Origin of the sequence: Pseudomonas sp. NFACC51, assembly GCF_900103575.1 — a bacterium.
GTDB classification, from domain to species: domain Bacteria; phylum Pseudomonadota; class Gammaproteobacteria; order Pseudomonadales; family Pseudomonadaceae; genus Aquipseudomonas; species Aquipseudomonas fluorescens_Q.
Map to the genome: position 1 here is coordinate 653,439 of NZ_FMXH01000001.1, position 20,441 is coordinate 673,879.

Here is a 20,441-nt window from a genome sequence, read left to right on the forward strand (position 1 = left end):
TTGCAGTTAAACGGGCTGTTCCTGCCGTTTGCATTCATCGAGTGGGCAACTGCTGCAATAGCCGACGCCGGGCAGGCGGTAGCGAATGCAGCAGATGCGCCTCAGGCGCTGCGGCTCGTCCTCGCCGATATCGCGGTACTGCACGGGGGCGAACAAAGGATTACGCCGGCCGTTCGGGCGCAGGCGGGTATTCAGGATTTCTTTGGCCGGTGCGGTGCTGTACGCGTTGGCCAATGGGTGCAGGTCGATACGGCTGGTGACGAATTCGAACGTATTGCCGGCATTGCTCCAGAACAACCGGGGCGATGCTTGGGAGACACTGACCAAGGTTTCGATGACGGGCTCCAGATGATCCTCGACCAGGGTATGAAATCGCTCGAAGGCGGTGCAGGCTGGCAAAGGCTGGCCGGCATGAGGCAAGTGCAACGCCTGTGGCCTGGCGTCATTGCCCAGTTGTATCCCGGTGTCGGCAAGGGCAAGTGGCAGATCGCATTGCTGGAGCAGATTGGCGGCCATCACGGGTGCCAGGAAGGTGCTGAAGTACCATTTGGACCACAGTGACACCAGAGCCAGGCGCTCATCGGTTTTGTACCGTGCCTGCAGGTCGTCGACGAATGCGCCGAAATATTCATGCTGGAAGAACCTGTCCCCCGGTACGTCTGTACGGGGATGGCTGCGCAGTTGCAGCTTTTCACCATGGTCGGCAAGCGGACCGGTGAACAGCGGGGCAAGGCTGGGAATCATCGACTCATCCGTGGACCGCGAATTGAGAGCGGTTATCGTTCAGAGGGGCCCGAAGTATAAACAGGGCGTTGCCGTCTTGCGACTGTTCATCGTCGATAGGGAAATTTGAGAACAGTGTATGAATTTTTAAAAATTAATGAGAATCGCTACCATTAGTATTGTATCGTAGGCGTCTTTCCGCCATGTCAGTCAAGGAGCAAGCAATGAGTTTGGACAGTCCGGATACGCGCTTTCTGGTTGTAGTCAATGATGAGGAGCAGTACTCGATCTGGCCGGATTATCGAAGCGTGCCCAATGGCTGGCGCACGCTCGACATGAAAGGCAGCAAGCAAGAGTGTCTGGACTATATCGAAAAGGTCTGGACCGATATGCGCCCGCTGAGCCTGCGCCAGGCCATGCAAGTACAAGGACAGGGCTGATCGCCCGCGACAGAGTTTTTACCTCAGGGATTCAATATGGAAAGCGTCCAGCCCCGTCTATCATCCAGCGCAACCTTCACGCTGGAACAGTTTCGCCAGCAAGCACCGCGTGAACTGAACACCAACCCGTATCTTCAGCGCCAGGCGGCCCGTGAATCGAATGCCCGGTCTTATCCACGGCGTATTCCGTTGGCGCTGCAAGAGGCCCATGGCCTCTATGTTCGTGATACCCAAGGTCAGTTGTTCATGGATTGCCTGGCGGGGGCGGGAACTCTGGCGCTGGGGCACAACCACCCGGTAGCCATCGCGGCCATGCGCCAAACGCTCGACTCCGGCTTGCCCTTGCACACCCTGGATCTGACGACACCGGTCAAGGATCGCTTCGTCGAAGACCTGTTCAACGCGCTGCCGGAAAACTTTGCCCGTCATGCTCGCATCCAGTTTTGCGGGCCGACCGGTGCCGATGGCATTGAGGCGGCCTTGAAGCTGGCCAGGACGGCCACCGGGCGCAAACCGATTCTGTCGTTCTCTGGCGGCTACCACGGGATGACACTGGGCACGTTGAGCCTGATGGGCAACCTGGGGCCGAAACAGGCACTGGGCTCGCTGATGGCCGATGTGCAATTTCTGCCATATCCCTATGACTACCGTTGTCCGTTCGGCATCGGCGGCGAAGCCGGTGTCGATGCCGGGTTGCATTTTATCGAACAACTGCTCAGCGACCCGGAGTCGGGTGTGCTGCCACCCGCGGCGGTGGTGGTCGAAGTCGTGCAGGGCGAGGGCGGCGTGATCCCTGCGCCAATACGCTGGCTCCAAGGCTTGCGCCAATTGACCCGTAAGTTCGGCGTGGCGCTGATCATCGATGAAGTCCAGACCGGCCTGGGTCGGACCGGCAAACTGTTTGCGTTCGAACACGCGGATATCGAGCCCGATATCCTCGTACTCTCAAAAGCCATCGGTGGTGGCCTGCCGTTAGCCGTGATGGTGTACCGCGAAGAATTGGATACCTGGAAACCAGGTGCCCATGCCGGCACATTCCGCGGCAATCAAATGGCGATGGCTGCGGGGGCTGCGACGCTGCGCCATATCATCAGCGAAGACTTGCCGGAACATGCCGATGTCATGGGGCAACGACTCATGGCGGCTCTGCGCCAGTTGCAGGACCGCTATGCTTGCCTGGGCCAAGTACGCGGCCGAGGACTGATGGTGGGTGTGGAAATCGTCAGTGACACGGCGAGCGACAGTCGTGTCCCAGCAGCCGATACGGCATTGGCCCAGGCAATCCAGCGTCAATGCCTGCGCTTGGGCGTCATTCTGGAGCTCGGGGGGCGCCATGGTGCCGTTGTGCGGTTCCTGCCGCCATTGATCATCCGGGCCGAGGAGGTCGACGTGTTGGTCGAACTGTTCCAGGTTGCCCTGGCCAATGCTCTCGTGGAGGTCAAGGGCCGGACGTTGCATATCGCATGAAATGCTGCAATGTGGGAGCCAGGTTTGCTCGCGAAGACGGCGGCACATTCAACATCGATGCAAGCTGATCCACCGCTATCGCGAGCAAGCTTGCTCCCACAAAGGACTCCGGGAGCCCACAGCATCCAGATTCAACACCAAACCCTGCAACAGTTGCTCAGGCACTGGCGTGGGTCAGCCCGGTCAAGGTGTCCGCGATGGCCTTCGTGCGTTGTGCCGTGCCTTCGGTGGTGCGGCTCGAGTCTTCCAGGGCATCGAGCATCTCGCGCAGGGCGCTGACGGCGACGGACTGGTCTTCGATCTGTTGGGCGACGCCTTGGATCTCCGTCGAGAGCAGGTCAATGTCCACGCCAATTTCCGCAGCATTCTTGCGGGTGATTTCCGCGAGCTTGCGGACCTCATCCGCCACCACCGCAAACCCTCTGCCCATTTCACCTGCCCGCGCTGCTTCGATGGCGGCGTTAAGGGCCAGCAGGTTGGTCTGTCCGGCGATTTGCTGGATGACCTGTACGATCGACTGAATACGCAAGCTCGAACTGGCGAGCGCACGGGCGCCGACCACCGCTTCACCCGCTTGCGTGGCAAGCTGTTCGACGGTCGTGCCGGCCTGCTCGGCGACGCTGTTTTGCCGGTCAATCGTGCCCGTCAGGTCATCCATCGACAGGTGTAGCTCGCCTGAGTAGTGCTTGATTTGCGTCGCCATCTGCGCTTGCTGCTGGCTGGCCTGGGCCAATACCTGGCCCAGATCGGTCAGGCCGTCGAACACCGGCAGGATGGTGTTGTCCAGGCCGCGAGTGTCCAAGGCGCTGCTGAAGTCGTTCATCTTGAACGCCATGATCTGCTTGACCACGACGTGGTTCAGGCCGGCCAGTTTCTTGACCTGGCGGCGCAGGAAAAACGCCTTGAACTCACCATAGTGGGCGATGAAGTTATCGACGTACTCATCGACAAAGCTGGCGCCCTTGGTGACCCTGAAGAAGAAAATCGCCGTGAGTGTCTGGTTAAGGTTCAAACCGAGAATTTCACCAAACGTCGAGAAGCCGGCCAAAGGCACATCCCCGAAAATACCGGCCATGCTGCCCAGGTCGCTGCTGTTGTTGAGCCGGCGCAGGATGCAGTCATTGAGAATAGCGGCCACCGGACGGCCGCCCTTGCCCTTGAGGAATTTCTCGTAGTCGAGTCGGGTCGCCTCGCGAAGGGGCGTGCGCTTGACCATCACCAGCTCTTCGCCGGGCGCCACGTCGCAGAACAACTGGATGATCTGCTGCTGATAGTCGATACGGGCAATGGAGCGCACGAACAGCTCATCGCCCACACGGATGGCGAATGAATAATCGGCGAGCTTCTTTTCCAGCGCCTGGGCACTGCACTCGAATGCATCGCACAGCGCCTGGACCATGCTCTTGATGTTCCCCCGGCTGTCGATGACCTGGTCGATGGTGCGGTCTTCGACCGACGCGGTCAGCACGCTGAACGTCAGCCCGGCAGGTTGGAAGTTCTGGCTCTTGAACACCCCGAAGCGCACATCCGCCGCGGTTTTCAGGAAGACAATCTGCGCGTGGTTCTGATAACTGCGTTGCCCATCACTGATCAGGGTCTTTTTGAAATCCGTCTTGCCACCGGCCGAGCCGCCGACGAACAGGCAAGGAAAACGCCCCGACTCATAGAGCGCCTCCATAAAGAACGACTCGGAAGCTGAAAGACCATCGAACACCACGTAGGCCAGCGTATCGCGATGATCAATGGGTGTGCTCACTTGCGCCTGCTTGATGTTATTCACCAGCCTGGCGATGCGCTCACGCATGGCCAAGCGCTTGCCGCCTCCGCGAATGTCTTCGCACTCCAGCGGCACCATTACCACCTCGGCCGACACAATCACGCTGGCGTCAAAGAGCTGCAACACCACCCGATCCCAGCTCTCGCCGGTCTGGCAGTACAGCGTGTTCGCACCGTTGCACAGCTCACCCGACGTCGTGCACAAGCTGATGGCGCTTTGGGGAAAGCGCTGCTTGACCTTGGCGGCGACCCGGTCGATGTCCAGGTGAGGGGAGACGAACCCGGTGACCAACACAGGGGTGATACGTACGTTGGCCAGCGCCTGGTCCAATTCAGCAGAGGTGCAGGCCACACTTACAGCCCCTTGAGTGCGGGCTCGGGCAGTGTTGAAGAGGTTCAGTAGGTTCATGGCTGGACTCGGTTGAGCGCGACGTGACGCGTACGAGGTGTGCGTGCGGAGTCCTTTCTCTGTAGCGGTCACGGCTGGGGACTTGTATGGGCGTGAGCTTGTGCTATTTGCGGGGGCGGTCCATAGGGGCTTTTGGTTGGGGTTTGCTCCGTCTGTTGGATAGCGACTTTCGTACGAGTTCGGCAGATTCGCTGCATTACGTGGATGAGTCAGGGCTCAGGCGACACCATCCGATCAACGATTCCGTAGATGGCCTTCTCCAATGCCTGATCCTCCAGCATGGTTTCAGCGACTTTTTTTGAAATGCTGCCGAATTCGGGATGTTCCAGAATGCTTTCGCCAAACTCCCAGCGCAGGATTTCCTGCACGGTGATGACTGGGGCCGCCTCGTGGAAATCTTCAGTATTTCTTTTGAGGTCTCGAAGACGACTTTGCAAATGTACGCGCAGCACTTCGAGATCTTTTTCGCCCTTTTTGGCCTTGGCAGCGCTGGTGTTGTTTGTTGCGCTCGATGTTACTCGTTCCTTAGGCTTGGCCAGCGCAGCCAAGACCTGGGAGAGGCGAGTCGAATCGATCTTGCTCATCAGGGCGTCTCGAAGGCGTTGCGGTAGGCACCAAGAAATACCGCAGGTTCGGTAGGATCAGGAGTTATGTGGGCGGCGGTGTCTGAAAGACTGGCCAGCACTCGTTCCATATCTGCCTTTAATGCCGGATTAGGGCAATCTGTCAGACCCTGAGTCAGCCGGGTGATAGCGTTCGACGTACGTTCGTCGAGCAGTTCCAGATAGGCCCCGGAGAATTCCCTGAGGCTCATATCCTGCGATGTGTTCAGCAGTGAGTTGAAGGCGTTTCGGGCTTCGTCCAGCTTCGATAATTGCAGGCTGAGCAAACCCAATTGGAAGCGCGCAATATCCATCTCGGGATCTAGTTCAAGTGCCTCGATCATTTCCGCATGTGCACGCTCCAGCAGGCCGAGCTCGGCATGTTCGGCGGCGCGAAAGTAATGGACCGCTGCATTCTTCGGTTCTATTTCAAGTGCTGCGTTCAGGTAGTTAAGGGCGGCGTGGTGGTCACCGTTCTGGCTGGCATTGATGGCCAAGTGTAGATATTCCGATGCGTCCAGCATGTGGGGCTCCGCGTGCGATGGCTTAGTGTTGGTCCGGATGACGGTCGGGGATCTTGTTCTGGTGTGTTTGCAGCCAGTTCTCCATCAGGACCCTGCCAGTGTCGCTGCTATCGGGTCTCGTACGGTCAAGAACCTGATCGATCACTTGAGCTGCCTTTTCCGGGTGTCCGGCTTGCTGGAGGAGAAGGGCTTCAGCGTATCGAGCCGACAGACCGTCAGGTTTGAGTTTGAGTGCACGGCGAATACCTTTTTGGGCACGCTCTGTCATTCCCTCCAGGATGTCGACGATTGCCAATCCACCATGGGTTTCACCAAAGTTACGGTCCAGTGCGTAAGAGCAGTCGAGCGCCCGGCGGGCCTGAATGCTGTCCCCTCGCAAAATGTAGATCCAGGCCAAAAGATGCCAGGTACCGATGTGGTCCGGCATGAACTTGACCGCCGTCTTGAGATGCTCTTCAGCCGCGTCGAATTCCAGTTCGTTGAATTCCAGTCGCGCCAGCCCGGACCACGCCCGGCCGCATTCAGGATGCACAGCGATTGTATGAAGCCAGGCGTTGCGTGATGCAGTGATGTTGTGTTGGTGGAAGTGGACCGAGGCGCAGGCGATCAGCGCATCGAGTTGATCAGGGTTCTGCGCCAGTGTCTCGTGGGCAGTGATCAATGCTGGAGAGTAGTTGTCGTTCTCGTATTGCAGTAGAGCGAGTAGCCCGCGAATCTCGATGTTTGCCGGATCTTGCAACAATGCGCGCGCAACCAGTGCCTCGGCCTCTTCAGTCTCCTCCAGTTGATGCAGGGCACGTGCATGCATCACCAATAGCGCAGTAGGGCTTTGCGCTTCATGGCTCAGGCGCGAAAGCAATGTATGGGCAGTTGCGTAGTCGCCGCTGTAAAAGTGCCCTTGGGCGGTGTTGAAGATAACCGCTGGATGCTTGATTCCACCTTCGATTGCCTTATCCCCGAAAGCGCCCGCTTCTGCATATTGGCCGGCCTGCAAGGACACATGGGCAGCCAGTGCACAGATGTTGGGTTCTTCGATCGTCTGGGTCTTCATGTGGTCGATCAATTGTTGGCCATGAATGACGTCGCCAAGATCGATGGCCAATGCCAACGCGTCGGCCAACAGCGCCAGGTTGGTCGGATCATGCCCCAGGAAAGTGAGCAGGCGCGCCAGGCGATTCTGTTCAGCGGACGAGTTATCAATGGTCATGAATGGATTCTTTTTCGGCGATCGGAAGAAGGGGAAGGCGGTTCTCCCGGGCGATTATTGCCTTGATGGCTGCGGCCTGTCATGCGTTAAACAGCCAATTTCAACGCCTCATAAAATATTTTCCATTCCCCCTAAACTTTTTTCGAAAGCCGAGCATAAGCACTGACAGTAGCGCTGCTTGGCCGTTGGGCGGGCAGCTATGTTTCGGCCGCGTGGGCGGCTCAGCTTCGTCGGGGAGTTAAGGGAATCATGGTCGCCATCGTCGCCGGTAATGGATTAGGGCTGTTCAATGCTTCGGTGAATTCGTTGGGAGGCAGCGGTGTCGGCGGCCAAGGCAACCTGGGGCAGGCCGGGGGGCAGGCGTTGGTCAATGTCAGCAACGGCAACCTGGTGCTGCGCTTTACCGACGAGCAATTGTCTGGCCTGGGCCAGGATCTGCTGCACACCCGCACCTACAACACCCAGGGTGGCTTGAGCGATGGCGATGCCGATGGTTGGCGCTGGGATGGCGAACGCAGCCTGTTGTTGACCGGCACCGTGAACACTTCTGGCAGCCAGGTGACCCGTACCATGGGCGACGGTCATCAGACGGTCTACCAATGGAACGGCAGCCGCTATCAATCGACCGAGGGCGATGGCGCCCATGACACCGTTACCTGGGATGCCGGTGCCGGTCAGATGGTCTGGACGGATGGCTCTCGACGGACCGTCGAACGTTACGACGACAATGGCAGGCTGCTGTCGGTCACCGACGCCAACGGCACGCAGATCAGCTACGGCTACGATGCCAATGGACGCTTGAATTCGGTCCAGGACAGCTCCGGCCAGGAACTGGTGCTGAGCTACAACGCGTCCGGCAAGCTGGAGCGCGTCGACACGCGCAATGCTGCGGGCGGTGCGTTGACCCAGCAAGTGTATTACGGCTATGACGCTCAAGGCCGACTGATCAATGTCAGTACCGATCTGAGCCCGGAAGACAACAGCATTGCCGACGGCAAGGTCTACCGTACCGACTATACCTACGACGGGGCCAGCTTCCGTATCGCCAGTGTCGTGCAAAGTGACGGCACCTCGGCCAGCTTCACTTATCAGTTGCGCGATGGCGAATACCGGGTCAAGACGGTTTCCGACGGTTCGGGGACCACCACCTTCAGCTACGACATCGCCAGTAACCGTACAGATGTGCTCAATGGCTCAGGCCAGCAGTGGAGCTACTTCTACGATACCAACGACCGCTTGATAGAAGTGCGGACCCCGGCGGTGGATGGGCAGCGCCTTTCCACGCGCTATGCCTATGATTCGGACAGCAATGTCATCAAGGTCACGGATGGGCGCGGCAACGCCGTCACCTACCAGTACGATGCGAGCGGTAATGTGCTGTTGGAGCGCGATGCGACGGGTGCCACGGTAGCTCGTAGCTACAGTGCCGATAATCAGTTGCTCAATGAAATTCGCTACATCGCGACAGCGACCCTGAACGCTGTCACCGGGAGCTGGACAGAGCCGCCGGCCAGTACCGCCCAGGTCACCCGATTGGCCTACGACAGTAATAATCGGGTGCGTTTCATGGTCGATGGGCGTGGCCAGGTCACGGAGTATCGCTATAACGCCCAGGGGTTGAGAACCCAGGAAATCGCCTACGGTGATGCCTTGTTTGTGCTGACCGGGCTCACACCGCAGGATGTGTTGACCGAGTCGCAATTGATGACTTGGGCCGGTTCGCGAGACCGAACCCGTTCGACCCTCACCGAGCTGAGTTATGACTACCGCGGCAATTTGAGCCGTCGGGTCGTTTACGGCTCGGTCAATGCTGCCGGTACAGGTATCCAGGAGAGCAGCACCAGCGTAACCGAATACGTGTATAGCCAGCATGGTCAGCTTCTGCAGACGTTCGTAGTCCGTGCGGCAGACCGCAGTCGGAAGATTACCCTCAGCTCGGTTGTCTACGATGGTTTGGGGCGTGTGATCAGCCAGACCGACTCGGCTGGTACACGGACAACCGCCTATAACGGTACTGGCCGTACAGTGGCGGTGACCAATAGCGCCGGCATGACCATTACCCAAACCTACAACGACCGAGGCCAACTGCTTGGTCTGACACAGACGGCAGCCGGCCTGGCATCGCGCTCCACCTCGTATGTCTATGATGATGCTGGTCGGCAGGTCATGGTCCAGGATGCGACGGGCGTGCGCAGCTATACGTTTTACGACGAGGCCGGGCGGGTCAGTGCCCTGGTGGATGGCCTCGGTGCGGTGACCGAATACAGTTATAACGCCGCCGGGCAGCGTACCCAGGAAAAACGCTACGCAACCCTGGTCGACACCTCGGCCTGGTACGACGGCACCGCGGTGCTCAAGAAACAGGTTGATGAAGTTCGGCCGGTGAGCGCTTCTGCGGATCGGACTACCGTTTTGTCTTATGACAATGCCGGTCGACTGAGCGCCAGTACGGATGCCAGTGGTACGCTGACCACCTTCACTTATGACGGGCAAGGCCGGCTGATCAAGCAGCAGACCGGTGATCGCGCAACGCGATTTTTCTATGACGCCAGCGGGCATCAAATTGGTCAGTTGGATGCGGAAGGCTATCTGCGTGAAGACCGTCATGACGCCGCAGGTCGGCTGACACAGAGCATTCGTTATGCGAACGCGACTGTGCTTGCGAATCGGGCCACCGGCACCCTCGTTGGTTTGCGCCCACCTTCGGCGGGTGATCTGACGAGTTGGTATTTCTACGACACGGCCGGTCGGCAGATCGGCAGTGTCGATGAGAAACAGTTCGTCACTGAAACGGTATACGACGAAGCGGGCAATACGCAGAAAACCATTCGTTATGCCACGGCCTATACTGCTGCGATTTCCGCTGCGACAACCTTCGCCACCATCAAGAGCGGCGTGGCTGCGGGTGCGGCACAAACCGCGACCACCACCTTTGACGATCAGGGTCGCGTGGCCCTGCGTGTCGCCACCGATGGCACGGCCACGGCGTATGAGTACGATTCGGCCGGGCGCCTGGTGCGTGAAACCCAAGCCCAGGGCACCACTGAAGAGCGCAGTACCCGTACCCGTTACGATGCTTTTGGGCAAACCATTGGCAAGCTGCTCGGTGAAGCGTCGGGGCGCGTAACGACCGGTATGAGTGCCACCGAAGTGGCTGCGATCTATGCGCAGTACGGTTTGACCTATCAATATGACGCGGCCGGACGGGTGGCCAGCGCCACTGACGCGCTGGGTAACCGGACGTTGTCTTACTACGACGCGGCAGGGCGCCTGACTCACGTCGTCAACGCGATGGGCGAGGTCAGCGAAACGGTTTATAGCGCCTTTGGCGATGTTCGCGAGCGGACTGATTTCACGGGGCGGTTGGCCACGGCAGACACCGCCGCCTTGTCGGGCGGTGTGTTGAATGCGCAACTGAAGACCCTGGTACAAGCGATCCGCAATGCGACCAATGACAATCGGCGTGTGTATGGCTATGACAACCGTGGCCTGCTGACGTCTTCGACCGATGCCATGGGGTACGTGACCGGTTACGGGTATAACGCCTTCGGCAACCAGACATCCGTCACCCGCACAATCGCTACGGGGAACACGATTGTCAGCAGCATCACCTACAACAAGCGTGGCGAGCAGATAAGCCGCATCGACGATGTCGGCGGTTTGGCGCGCAGCAGTGCCACTGTTTATGACGCCTTTGGCCGGGTGATCAGCCAGGTTGATGGTCGGGGACTGACCAGCACCACGACCTATGCAAGCAATGGTCGAGTCATTGTTTCCCGGAACGCACTCAACCAGGGACAAATCAGCGAATACGACGCCTTCGGTCGAGTACTCAAGCAAACGGATGCACTGGGCAAGGTCACCACCTACGCCTACAACGACAGCACGCGCAGCCTGACGGTGACCACGCCCGACGGCGTCAGCGTGGTGACCCTCAAGAATCGTCACGGCCAGACTCTGACGGTCACCAATGGCACCGGTGCGGTGACCCGCTATAGCTACAACAAGGAAGGGCAGCTCGTCACCAGCCAGGATGCCCTGAACCGCACCACCACCAACGCTTATGACGAGGCCGGGCGGCTGCTCACCGTGACCGATGCCCTCGGCCGGATCAGTCGCTACGGCTACGACGCCGCCAACCGCGTGCTGACCCGTACCGATGCCAACAACAGCGTGACCCGCTACAGCTTTGACGGCCAGGGTCGCCAGGTGCGGGTCGTCGACGCCGAAGGGAAAACCGAGCAACGTATCACCGACTACGCCTACGACCGCAAAGGTCAGTTGCTAAGGGTGACCCAGGATCCCAACGGCCTGAAGCTCACCACCAGTTACAGCTATGATGGCGTGGGTCAGCAAGTGCAGGTGATGCGTGGCACGGTGGCCAGTCCCAGCCAGCAGGTCACCCTGTATGCATTTGACAAGCTGGGCCGGCGTACCAGTGAACGCCAAGACCCGAGCGGGCTGAACCTGACCACTCGATACAGTTACAACGAGAACGATCAGGTCACGCGCAAGATCGATGCGGCGGGCAACAGCACTTGGTATGTCTATGATGCTGCCGGTCGTGTGAGTGCCACTGTCGATGCCCTGGGGTATGTCAGCGAGAACAAGTACGACGCCAATGGCCGGGTGGTCGAGACGGTACGTCATGCCAAGCCGATTCAGGTGCCGACGGTGGGCAGTAGCGATGGCCAGACGCTTTCCCTGAGCGGCAACTCTCGCTTGTTGACCGCGTTGGATAAAATCGCCATCGATCCGGCCAAGACCTACACCGTGCGTGTCAAGCTGCGTCAGCTAACAGGTGAGGGGAGCGTCTATGCCGGCGTGGTGACTTACGACAGTGCGGGCAACAAACTCGCCAACGCATCCGGAGGAACCTTTTCCTATAACGCAGCTTCGGCAGTGAAGCTGACGCCGGAGATGGGTTGGCAGACCTTCGAAGGCACCATCAGCGGCACCAGCCCGAACAGCGGGGGGGCCAACCGCAACAAGTTCATCGAAGGCAGTGCAAGCGCCGTACCTCTGCTGTTGTACAACTACGGCGTCGACAGCAGCGGTGATCCCACTCGCTTGATTGAAGTGGATTCACTGGAACTGATCGATACGGCGACGGGCCAGGTACTCAACGCCAATGCCAAGGCTGACGCCGGCCAAGTGAACTGGTCCGTGGCCGGCCCCGTGGGTATACACGAGGGCAGCGATGCCCTCAGCGCCGAAAATCTTCAAGCGCTGCTGCGCCCTGACAGCGATGACCGGCACACCCAATTCGTCTACGACGCCGTAGGCCGTCAACGCTACGTGATCGACGCCCAGGGCGCGGTTACCGAGAACAAGTACGATGCCAACGGGCGACTTACCCAGACCGTCCAATACGCCACCCGCATTCAACGTCCCACGTATGGCAGCAGTGACGGCTCGACGCTCTCTTTGAGTGGCAACTCAGGTATTTTTACCGCGCTCGAAAAGATCGCCATCGACCCGGCCAAGACCTATACCGTACGCGTCAAGCTGCGTCAGGTAACGGGGGAGGGGCTCGTCTATGCCGGTGTGGTGACTTACGACAGTGCGGGCAACAAACTCGCCAACACATCCGGAGGAACCTTTTCCTATAACGCAGCTTCGGCAGTGAAGCTGACACCGGAGATGGGGTGGCAGACCTTCGAAGGCACCATCAGCGGCACCAGTCCGAACAGTGGAGGGGTCAACCGCAACAAATTCATCGAAGGCAGTGCCAGCGCAGTGCCTCTATTGTTGTACAACTATGGCGTTGACAGCAGCGGTGACCCCAGCCGCCTGATTGAAGTCGATTCGCTGGAACTGATCGATACGGCGACCGGCCAAGTACTGAACGTCAATGCCAATATCGATGCCGGCCAGGCGAATTGGTCCGTCGCCGGCGTCAACGGTGTGCATAGCGCGAGCGATGCCCTGAGCGTCGAACAGCTGCAAAAGCTGCTGCGCCCCGAGAGCGCCGGCGACCGCACCACCACCTACACCTACGACGCCGCCGGTCAACAAAAAACCGTGACCGACGCCGCTGGCAAGGTCGAGTCCTACACCTACGATGCGGTGGGCAACCGCAAGACCCTGACGAACAAAAACGGTCACGTCTGGACCTACAATTACGACGTGCTCAACCGTCTGGTGGAAGAAATCACACCAGCGGTCGCGGTGGCCAGTATCACCGAGGCTGGCGTGGTGTCGGCTGTGAACCGTTACCTCGTGACCCGCAATACCTATGACGCCCTCGGCAATGTCACCAGCCGTACCGAAGGCCGCCTGCGGGCCAGCGTTGCCGCCGATCCGTCACTGGACGAACTGACCGAGGCGCGCACCACCGCCTATGCCTACGACGCCATCGGCCGGCAGATCCGCATCACCAGCCCAGGCTGGTACAACAAGCTCAGCGGCCGGTACCAGCAGGCCTCGGATGGCACTGCCAATACCTTCCAGGTCAGCACCGAAGTCACCTACGATAGCCTCGGCAATGCGGTGCGCAACCGCGTGCGAGTCAACAACAGTGGGGTGGCGGCCACCGATTTCGTCGACAGCTATAAGGTCTACGACGTACTGGGACGGGTCAGTTATGACATCGGCGGGCTCAAGGGCGTAACCGCTTATTCGTATGACGGCCTGGGCCAGACCATTCGTACCGTTCGCTACGCCAATGCCTTGACCCAAGCCGTGCCGGCCAGGGGTTATTACCTCTCGACCGATGTCACCGCCACCACCCTGGTTCCCGACGCCACTCAGGACCGCACGCTGATCACCAGCTATGACGCCCTAGGGCGCAAGACCGCGGTGCAGAAAAATATCGTCAGCCTGTTCACCTTCACCGGTAACGTGGCGACCTCAACCCTGACCAACCTGGCACCCACTACGCTTTACAGCTACGACGCCTTCGGGCAACTGGTGCGCGAGACCCAGGTAGCGCGCAACGCCAGCGGCGCTACGGTGCAGACCGGCGCCAGCTCCGTGTACTACTACGACATGGGTGGCCAGCGCATCGGCAGTGTGGATGCCCTTGGTTACTACACCCGCATGGAGTACGACGCCCTCGGTCAATTGACCCGGCAGACCGATTACGCTACCAAGCTCGCCAGTTGGAACGAGAATGCATTGCCGGCGGTCCCGACGGCCAGCATTAACGACCGCCGTGTTCGCTTCAGCTACGACGCCATGGGGCGTCTGAGCCAGACCACAGTGGAAGGTGCGCGTTTCTGGCAGCAGAGCATCAACGCCACCACGGGAGCGGTCAGCGCCACGTTGGTGACCGCCGACCTGTCGCTCAGCCGTAGCACTTACGACGGCGTAGGTAACGTCAAGACGGTCACTGACGCCCAAGGCAACGTCGTCAGCACGGACTACAACGCCCTCGGCCAAGTGATCAAAGTCACCGAGCCCGCCAGGGCTACCGCCAAGAACGGCGCCGTCGATCCTTTTGCCAGTGCCGAAGTCATTGCATCGCCGACCACTACGCTCCTGCTCAACGCTTTTGGGCAGCAGATCCGCGAGGTCCGAGCGGTTGGCACCGACAGCGCTGGCAACGTACAGGCCGGTCTGGGCCAGATTACCCGCACCCGTTACGACGCTGTAGGGCATGAGATCCAGGAGATTGATGCGGCGGGTTCGGCGCAGAACTACAAGGTTGATGTGGCTGGCCGGCGCATTGAGGAAAGTCGCACAGTCAACGCCACGTTGAGTGCTTGGACCGCGGGTGGCGTAGCGGTCAGCTACAATCAGACCCTGAAGCGTACCTTTCAATACGACGCTCTTGGTCAGCAAACGGCGACCATCGATTGGTATACCGCCGCCAACGGTACTGCGCAAAATACCAGCGATAGCGTGATCTTCAACCGCTTCGGTGAAGTGACCCGCAAGCTACTGAATGGTAATACCGTAGAAATCTTCAATTATGATCAGGCCGGTCGGCTCGAGTCTCACGGCAGCTCGACCGATCTCTCCGCGTTCCAGTACGATCTTTCCGATAAGGTCAGCAAAAGCACGGCGACGGGAGATTGGAGCACGACCGCCGATGACCGTATCAATTATATGCGTAACGATTTGCTCGGCCGCACCTACGAGCAGCACCTGCCGGCCTTCGAGGCCAACCTCAATGCAGACACTCTGAATAATGTCACCCTGACGCTAAGCACGCCGATCATTCGGCAGACCCTCGATCGTTGGGGCAATGTACTCAGTCGTACCGATGCCCGGGGTTATATCACTACCTACACCTACGATCACAATAACAAGCAACTGACCGAAACCCTGCCGGTCACCGACATATTGCGCGAAAACGGTACCAGCTACCGCGGCAGTCTGATCCATGAGAAGCGCTATGATGCTCTTGGCCAGTTGATACAAGAGGTCGATCTGATCGGGCCTTATACCGGTGTGGTCACCAACACCTTGCTGCGCACACGTCAGCACGTCTACAACCAAATTGGCCAGTTGATTCGCGACATTGATGCCCTAGGTTACTCGCGAGACTACCGCGTCGATGCCAACGGCAATCGCATCGCTACCCGCGATGCCCTTGGCATCGTGATGGTAGACGGTTACGACGCGATGGATCGGCATATCAACCACGGCATTATCCGCAGCGGAGCGAAGGTAACCCTGCTGACAAATCAATACGATCAGGCCGGGCGACTGTATGGCGAAATTAGTGGGGCAGGTGCCGTCGAGGAGACTCTTCAAAGCGTCGCCAACACCAGCAACTGGACCAGCACCACCACCGGTGTGGCGGGCAATACCAAGTACAGCTTGTTCGACGAGCGCGGCAATGTCGTCAAGACCCGCAACGAGTCGAAAGTTGAAAGGACCATCGAATACGACGCCAATAACCGAAAAGTCAAAGAGACCGATGGGTTGAACGGAACATTGACTTGGACCTATGACATTGCGAGTTTGGGGCGCCTTAGCAGCCGTAAGGATTTGGGGGGGAGGGTATACAGCTTTACCTACAACGGTTTCGGGCAACTCATCAAGGAAACCTTGACTACCGCAAGCGGTGCCGGGCCGGACAAAACCTATAGTTATTACGCCAATGGTTTGACCAAAGCCATTGTCGAGGGCACCGTTACCAAGGATACAGCAGGTGCGGTGACGGCCGAAGATTCGCGTACTTCGACCTATACCTACGATCTGGGCGGAAATCGAGTTAATGAAATCAACAGTGGCCGTTACTTGAAGGGCACTGTTTCCCAAGCGAGCAGCAACGAAGTCCGGAGCAGGTTTGACGAGCAGAGCCGCTTGAAGGAAGTCAAGGCGCCTGCGGGTAATCAGCTTATGGGGGGGCTCGGTACTCAGTACGCCCTCGCCACTACTGCTCGATTGGATTCGTTGAAATATGACTACGATGAAGTGGGTAATCGTCGCAGGGTGTATATGGATACGACGAATCAATCGGGAGGTCGGACAATAAAGGATGACTGGTACAAGTATGATTTAGAAGGGCGGGCATTAATTGCTGAGGGCTTTATTAATGCCAAGGGACAAATAGTTGCGGGCGCGCTAGGGCCGGGGCTCACCGTCGCTACTGCTAATGCCAAGGGATACGCTTTGACATATAACGCAATTGGTCAGCGTGTTTCGTCAGAAAGTTGGAAAGAGTTTATATATCAGACAATATACAATCCTCTAATTCCTACAGGTCAGTTTGTTGTTCCTGCTGCCCATCGTTATGAGGTTGAAACCTATAGTTATAATAGTTTTGGTCAGTTGGAATCGGCTGTTGGGCGTGCTGTGGCGCGGCAGTACACAAACGGTAAATCAGATATCTCCGAGGTCGTTGTTGATCTGACAAAAGTAGCATCGTTCCCCGCGGCGGAGCTTTTACAAACCAAGTACTCAAAAGTTTATGACGAAAAAGGGAATTTGGTGTCCCAAAAAACTCATAAGTTCAACTTGAATTGGGTGGCGCTTACAAATCAATCTACAATAAATTATGTCTATCGTGGTGATGGTCAATTGATCTCTCAATCCACTTATGACAGTGCGCAACGCCTTGCGCAGGCAAACTACTTTAATGAAAGCGGTATGCTGGATGCCGCAGGCAACCAGCGAGCCTATCGCTATGTTTCTTACAATGCCAACGGCACGATTAACCATAGGGGGAGCTTTAGTGCCGGGCAGGTTTTGTTCGATGGCTATAAAGAAAGCCAATCCACAGTGACCCGTACCAATGGGGGCTCGCCAGGCACCACCACGTACACTTACTCTGCTCGCGGTGAACTGCTACAGGCCATAGGCACCGGTGGCAATGTCTTTACCCGTCGGCTCGCAACCAATGATGAGGGCCGGTTGATCACTCGCCAGGAGTCGTCCGGGAAGGCCCAGACTTACCTGTATTATCAAGGCGCCGCACTGGCAAACTTCGGCAATGCCTCCGCTCCGGAAATCAGCGACACCTTCACTCCGATCTCTACGGACTACCCGGAGCGCACCCCAAGTAACTACGTCGTCAACCAGGGCGATACCCTGGAAAGCATCGCCCAGAGCGTCTGGGGTGATTCGAAGATGTGGTACCTGATCGCCGACGCCAACGGCCTCGATCCCAGCAAGGCCCTCAACCCCGGCGATAATCTGAAAATACCCAACGTGGTCAGCAGCACGCATAACGACGCGACCACTTTCAAGCCATACAGCCCGGATGATGTTATCGGCAACACTGCGCCAACCCCGAAAGCACCGCCACCGCCCAAGCCAAAGAAAAAGAAAAGTGGTGGTCTGGCCAGTGTCGTCATGGTGGTTGTGGCGGTGGTTGCGACGGTGTTCACGGCGGGGGCCGCCACAGCGGTGATCAGCGGAGCAGCTTCAACCCTTGGCGGTGCGGCCGCCGCAGGTACTGCTGCACTGTCCGCCGCCGCGGCAGGAACGGCTGCCACTATTAGTCTTGGCGGTGCAATCGTCGGGGCCGCCGTGGGTAGCGCGGCTTCCCAGTTGGTTGGCATGGGCATGGGCGCGGTGGATAAATTCTCCTGGGGGCAAGTAGCCGCCAGCGGAATTACCGGGGGCCTTACTTACGGAATCACCTCCGGCATCGGTACATTGGCACAAGGCGCTCAGCCAGGCTCCTGGGCCCAAATCGCGGCCAGTGCCGCCAGAACCTATTCGGCTCAAGGCGTTTTTAACTACGCCGCCAGCCAAATGGCCTATCGCATCGTTGGCCTTGACACCTCCTTCAGTTGGAATCGCCTGGCATCCTCAGTGGTGGCTGCCAACGTCAGCGGCCAGTTGAATGGGCGCTTGGGCAACCAACTGTCCGGTCAGATCGTGAGCGGCCAAATTGGCGCATACGCCTCGGCGGCGATAAGCGATAAGTGGTTAGGGGGCTCACGACCTAATCACGGTCAGATCGCGGCGGATGCGTTTGGTAATACGCTGGGCAACTTCTTCGTAGATCAATTCGGTGAATCTTCGGCTGAGGCCGTGCAGCGGACAATGAAGCTGGCTGGGCTGCCGGATGACGACGTGTATAGGGACGCCGTCGGCCGGGGGCTTGCCAATGGAGTCCCTCCTGAGCAATTGGCGGAGTTCTTTACCCATCCTGGAACAAGAGAGGTTGCGCTTCACCCAATGCGACCTGGCGAGAATGGCGAGCTCCTGACTTATGAAGGCAACGGTGTGTGGGTAGGCGTCCCGCCTCCACAAGAGCCGATCACATACTCGATTGGTGATCTACAAGGTGCTGCGAGTATCAACGGAAACAGCACCTGGGTAGATTGGGCGAACGACTTCACTCCAGTCGTCCATGAAAGGTTGGTCGGCTTCGGTCAGTTCGCTGCTGAGCATGAGGGGGCGACCAAGCTGCTTAGTTTTGCGGCAGAGACGGTCAGCTATGCGTTGATGGGGTGGATGCGGGCTGGGCTCAGCATCGCGACCGAGGCGGTCCTTGGGGCAGCGAAAAGCCAGGTACGCGATTACGCGATAGAACGAGTTGGCGACTATTACCAGTCCAAGGGTGTTAGCACCGACAATGCTGGAATTCTTGCGAGTGGTACCGTATTTGGTGCCGAGGTTGCTATCGGCGAGGTCGGGTCCGCAGTGAAAGGAGCCCAGCGGTATGCGATGCGGATGGATGGTAAGATTGGTACAAATACGACAGATGGAATTGTATCGCCCGCGTCTATTATTTCTTCCGGTACGACTCGAACAGGTCTTGTACGTACGAACGCGGCGGACTGGCGAGCATTGCGTAATGACTGGGACGACCTTGGGTACGGCCAAATTTTAAGCACTGAAAATCGGGCTTCTATTGCTAAGGGACGTCCTCCGAAAGTTGACGATACATGGATTAAGGTTTTTCCGGAAGATGCAGGCTTGCTAGGTGAAAAAATTTCTATGCATCATATACAGGGTTTGCCGCTTACTGTGCCACTTCCTGCTACACGGCATTTGGATGCGCATATGCCTGGTGGGTTTAGATATAATCCGGGTGGCCCTGGGTCGGCTCTTCCAGCGTATCCCCCAAAGCAAGGAGTTAAGTAATGCACTCTATGTCATCAGAATTTGCGAAGCAAAAGTTGATTTTTTATGTGGCTCAGGATATGGATCAGTCCATCAGGAGCAATGTGCAACAGCTTGTGGATAGGCTTGCTGCATCAAGAATATGGAGCGTCTCACCGCCAAGCTTCATCGATGAGATAGACGAAAGTGGTTTGGAAGTGGTGGGCGGAATGTTAGAAGTGTATTCGGCTTTGCTGCCGAATATACTTCCTGTTGATGTGGACTCTAAAAATTTAGATGAAGTAGAAGGGTTAATTGAAGCTGTTAGGGATTTATCTGAAAGAGAAAGTATTGCCTTTGAGTTTCAGCTAGATGCTACTTATGTTGGCAGTGTTGAGGATGGTGTCATTGATCGAACCCTTCGGGAAGGCTTGCTTGTGCCATGGCGAGATAACCTCAACGGGAGGAGTTGAGAGAAACGGGACCCCTCAGGCAGTCTCTCAAGGGGCTCAGGGGCAGGGAAAAGAGGGAAAAACGGGGACAGACCCTGAGGGATCCCCACAAATCTACTCCAATGCCTGCACCTCTTGATTTACCCCTGCTCGCAACGCGCGCTCAAGCCTCTCAAAGGTGCTTCGAAAATTTGAGCCGCGTCCGCAAAACGTGTCTGTCCGTGATGGACAGCGAGCATTGGGGCCTCACGTAGGAAACTTCTGAAAATTCCACCAAAAGCACTATTCTGGCCCTAAGCCTCTCGCCGGAGGTTTTCTGTCGCGTTACGCTCTGGGTGTCGCTGCACATTCAGCGGCCGGGCTTGGTAACCCGGTGGAATAAGGTGTA

Annotated in this window: 9 protein-coding genes and 1 pseudogene; 4 read left to right on the forward strand and 6 right to left on the reverse strand. The window is 57.9% G+C overall.

The window, feature by feature from the left end; genetic code table 11:
- Positions 1 to 6 precede the first annotated feature (6 nt).
- Entirely contained in the window at positions 7 to 744 is a 738-nt protein-coding gene (gene fhuF, locus BLT00_RS02780; protein WP_092142014.1) for a siderophore-iron reductase FhuF, read from the reverse strand.
- Between the two features lie 203 nt (positions 745 to 947).
- Between fhuF and BLT00_RS02785 the strand changes: the two genes are divergently transcribed.
- Both BLT00_RS02785 and BLT00_RS02790 read left to right on the forward strand, forming a co-directional pair.
- Positions 948 to 1,163 carry an MbtH family protein gene (locus BLT00_RS02785; protein WP_018600641.1) on the forward strand — a complete coding sequence of 72 codons (216 nt, stop codon included), beginning with the start codon at positions 948 to 950 and terminating at the stop codon, positions 1,161 to 1,163.
- 36 nt (positions 1,164 to 1,199) lie between these two features.
- On the forward strand, positions 1,200 to 2,630 hold the full coding sequence (locus BLT00_RS02790) for a diaminobutyrate--2-oxoglutarate transaminase (RefSeq protein WP_092142011.1): 1,431 nt from the start codon (positions 1,200 to 1,202) through the stop codon (positions 2,628 to 2,630).
- Between the two features lie 157 nt (positions 2,631 to 2,787).
- Here BLT00_RS02790 and BLT00_RS32420 read toward each other — a convergent pair whose 3' ends face one another.
- The 5 genes and pseudogenes from BLT00_RS32420 to BLT00_RS02810 all read right to left on the reverse strand — a co-directional run bounded on the left by BLT00_RS32420 (position 2,788) and on the right by BLT00_RS02810 (position 7,148).
- Positions 2,788 to 3,465 (reverse strand): methyl-accepting chemotaxis protein, encoded by a 678-nt coding sequence (locus BLT00_RS32420; RefSeq protein ID WP_371914685.1) that lies wholly within the window; start codon positions 3,463 to 3,465, stop codon positions 2,788 to 2,790.
- A 195-nt stretch (positions 3,466 to 3,660) separates the two neighbouring features.
- Positions 3,661 to 4,815 (reverse strand): annotated as a pseudogene (locus tag BLT00_RS32425) (FIST signal transduction protein); the annotation flags it as partial.
- A gap of 209 nt (positions 4,816 to 5,024) precedes the next feature.
- Positions 5,025 to 5,399, reverse strand: a complete 375-nt coding sequence (locus BLT00_RS02800) for a hypothetical protein (protein ID WP_072339013.1) — start codon at positions 5,397 to 5,399, stop codon at positions 5,025 to 5,027.
- The gene (locus BLT00_RS02805; RefSeq protein WP_072339011.1) at positions 5,399 to 5,941 is read right to left on the reverse strand and encodes a tetratricopeptide repeat protein; all 543 of its coding nucleotides are present in this window, start codon (positions 5,939 to 5,941) and stop codon (positions 5,399 to 5,401) included. The genes BLT00_RS02800 and BLT00_RS02805 overlap by 1 nt, the downstream gene beginning before the upstream one ends.
- Before the next feature lie 22 nt (positions 5,942 to 5,963).
- Positions 5,964 to 7,148, reverse strand: coding sequence for a tetratricopeptide repeat protein (locus BLT00_RS02810; RefSeq protein ID WP_092142005.1), 1,185 nt, complete (start codon positions 7,146 to 7,148; stop codon positions 5,964 to 5,966).
- Between the two features lie 249 nt (positions 7,149 to 7,397).
- Between BLT00_RS02810 and BLT00_RS02815 the strand changes: the two genes are divergently transcribed.
- Together BLT00_RS02815 and BLT00_RS02820 are read left to right on the forward strand one after the other, a co-directional pair.
- Complete coding sequence (locus BLT00_RS02815) at positions 7,398 to 19,643, forward strand: LysM peptidoglycan-binding domain-containing protein (RefSeq protein WP_092142002.1); 12,246 nt, start codon at positions 7,398 to 7,400, stop codon at positions 19,641 to 19,643.
- On the forward strand, positions 19,643 to 20,074 hold the full coding sequence (locus BLT00_RS02820; protein ID WP_092141999.1) for a hypothetical protein: 432 nt from the start codon (positions 19,643 to 19,645) through the stop codon (positions 20,072 to 20,074). The genes BLT00_RS02815 and BLT00_RS02820 overlap by 1 nt, the downstream gene beginning before the upstream one ends.
- The last annotated feature ends 367 nt before the right edge of the window (positions 20,075 to 20,441 follow it).

What these genes read in the sequence shown, in the direction of transcription:
- BLT00_RS02810 (WP_092142005.1), bottom strand. Translation starts at nt 7,148, where the DNA reads ATGACCATTGATAACTCGTCCGCTGAACAGAATCGCCTGGCGCGCCTG.
- BLT00_RS02785 (WP_018600641.1), top strand. Translation starts at nt 948, where the DNA reads ATGAGTTTGGACAGTCCGGATACGCGCTTTCTGGTTGTAGTCAATGAT.
- BLT00_RS02820 (WP_092141999.1), top strand. Translation starts at nt 19,643, where the DNA reads ATGCACTCTATGTCATCAGAATTTGCGAAGCAAAAGTTGATTTTTTAT.
- BLT00_RS32420 (WP_371914685.1), bottom strand. Translation starts at nt 3,465, where the DNA reads ATGGCGTTCAAGATGAACGACTTCAGCAGCGCCTTGGACACTCGCGGC.
- BLT00_RS02805 (WP_072339011.1), bottom strand. Translation starts at nt 5,941, where the DNA reads ATGCTGGACGCATCGGAATATCTACACTTGGCCATCAATGCCAGCCAG.
- fhuF (WP_092142014.1), bottom strand. Translation starts at nt 744, where the DNA reads ATGATTCCCAGCCTTGCCCCGCTGTTCACCGGTCCGCTTGCCGACCAT.
- BLT00_RS02800 (WP_072339013.1), bottom strand. Translation starts at nt 5,399, where the DNA reads ATGAGCAAGATCGATTCGACTCGCCTCTCCCAGGTCTTGGCTGCGCTG.
- BLT00_RS02815 (WP_092142002.1), top strand. Translation starts at nt 7,398, where the DNA reads ATGGTCGCCATCGTCGCCGGTAATGGATTAGGGCTGTTCAATGCTTCG.
- BLT00_RS02790 (WP_092142011.1), top strand. Translation starts at nt 1,200, where the DNA reads ATGGAAAGCGTCCAGCCCCGTCTATCATCCAGCGCAACCTTCACGCTG.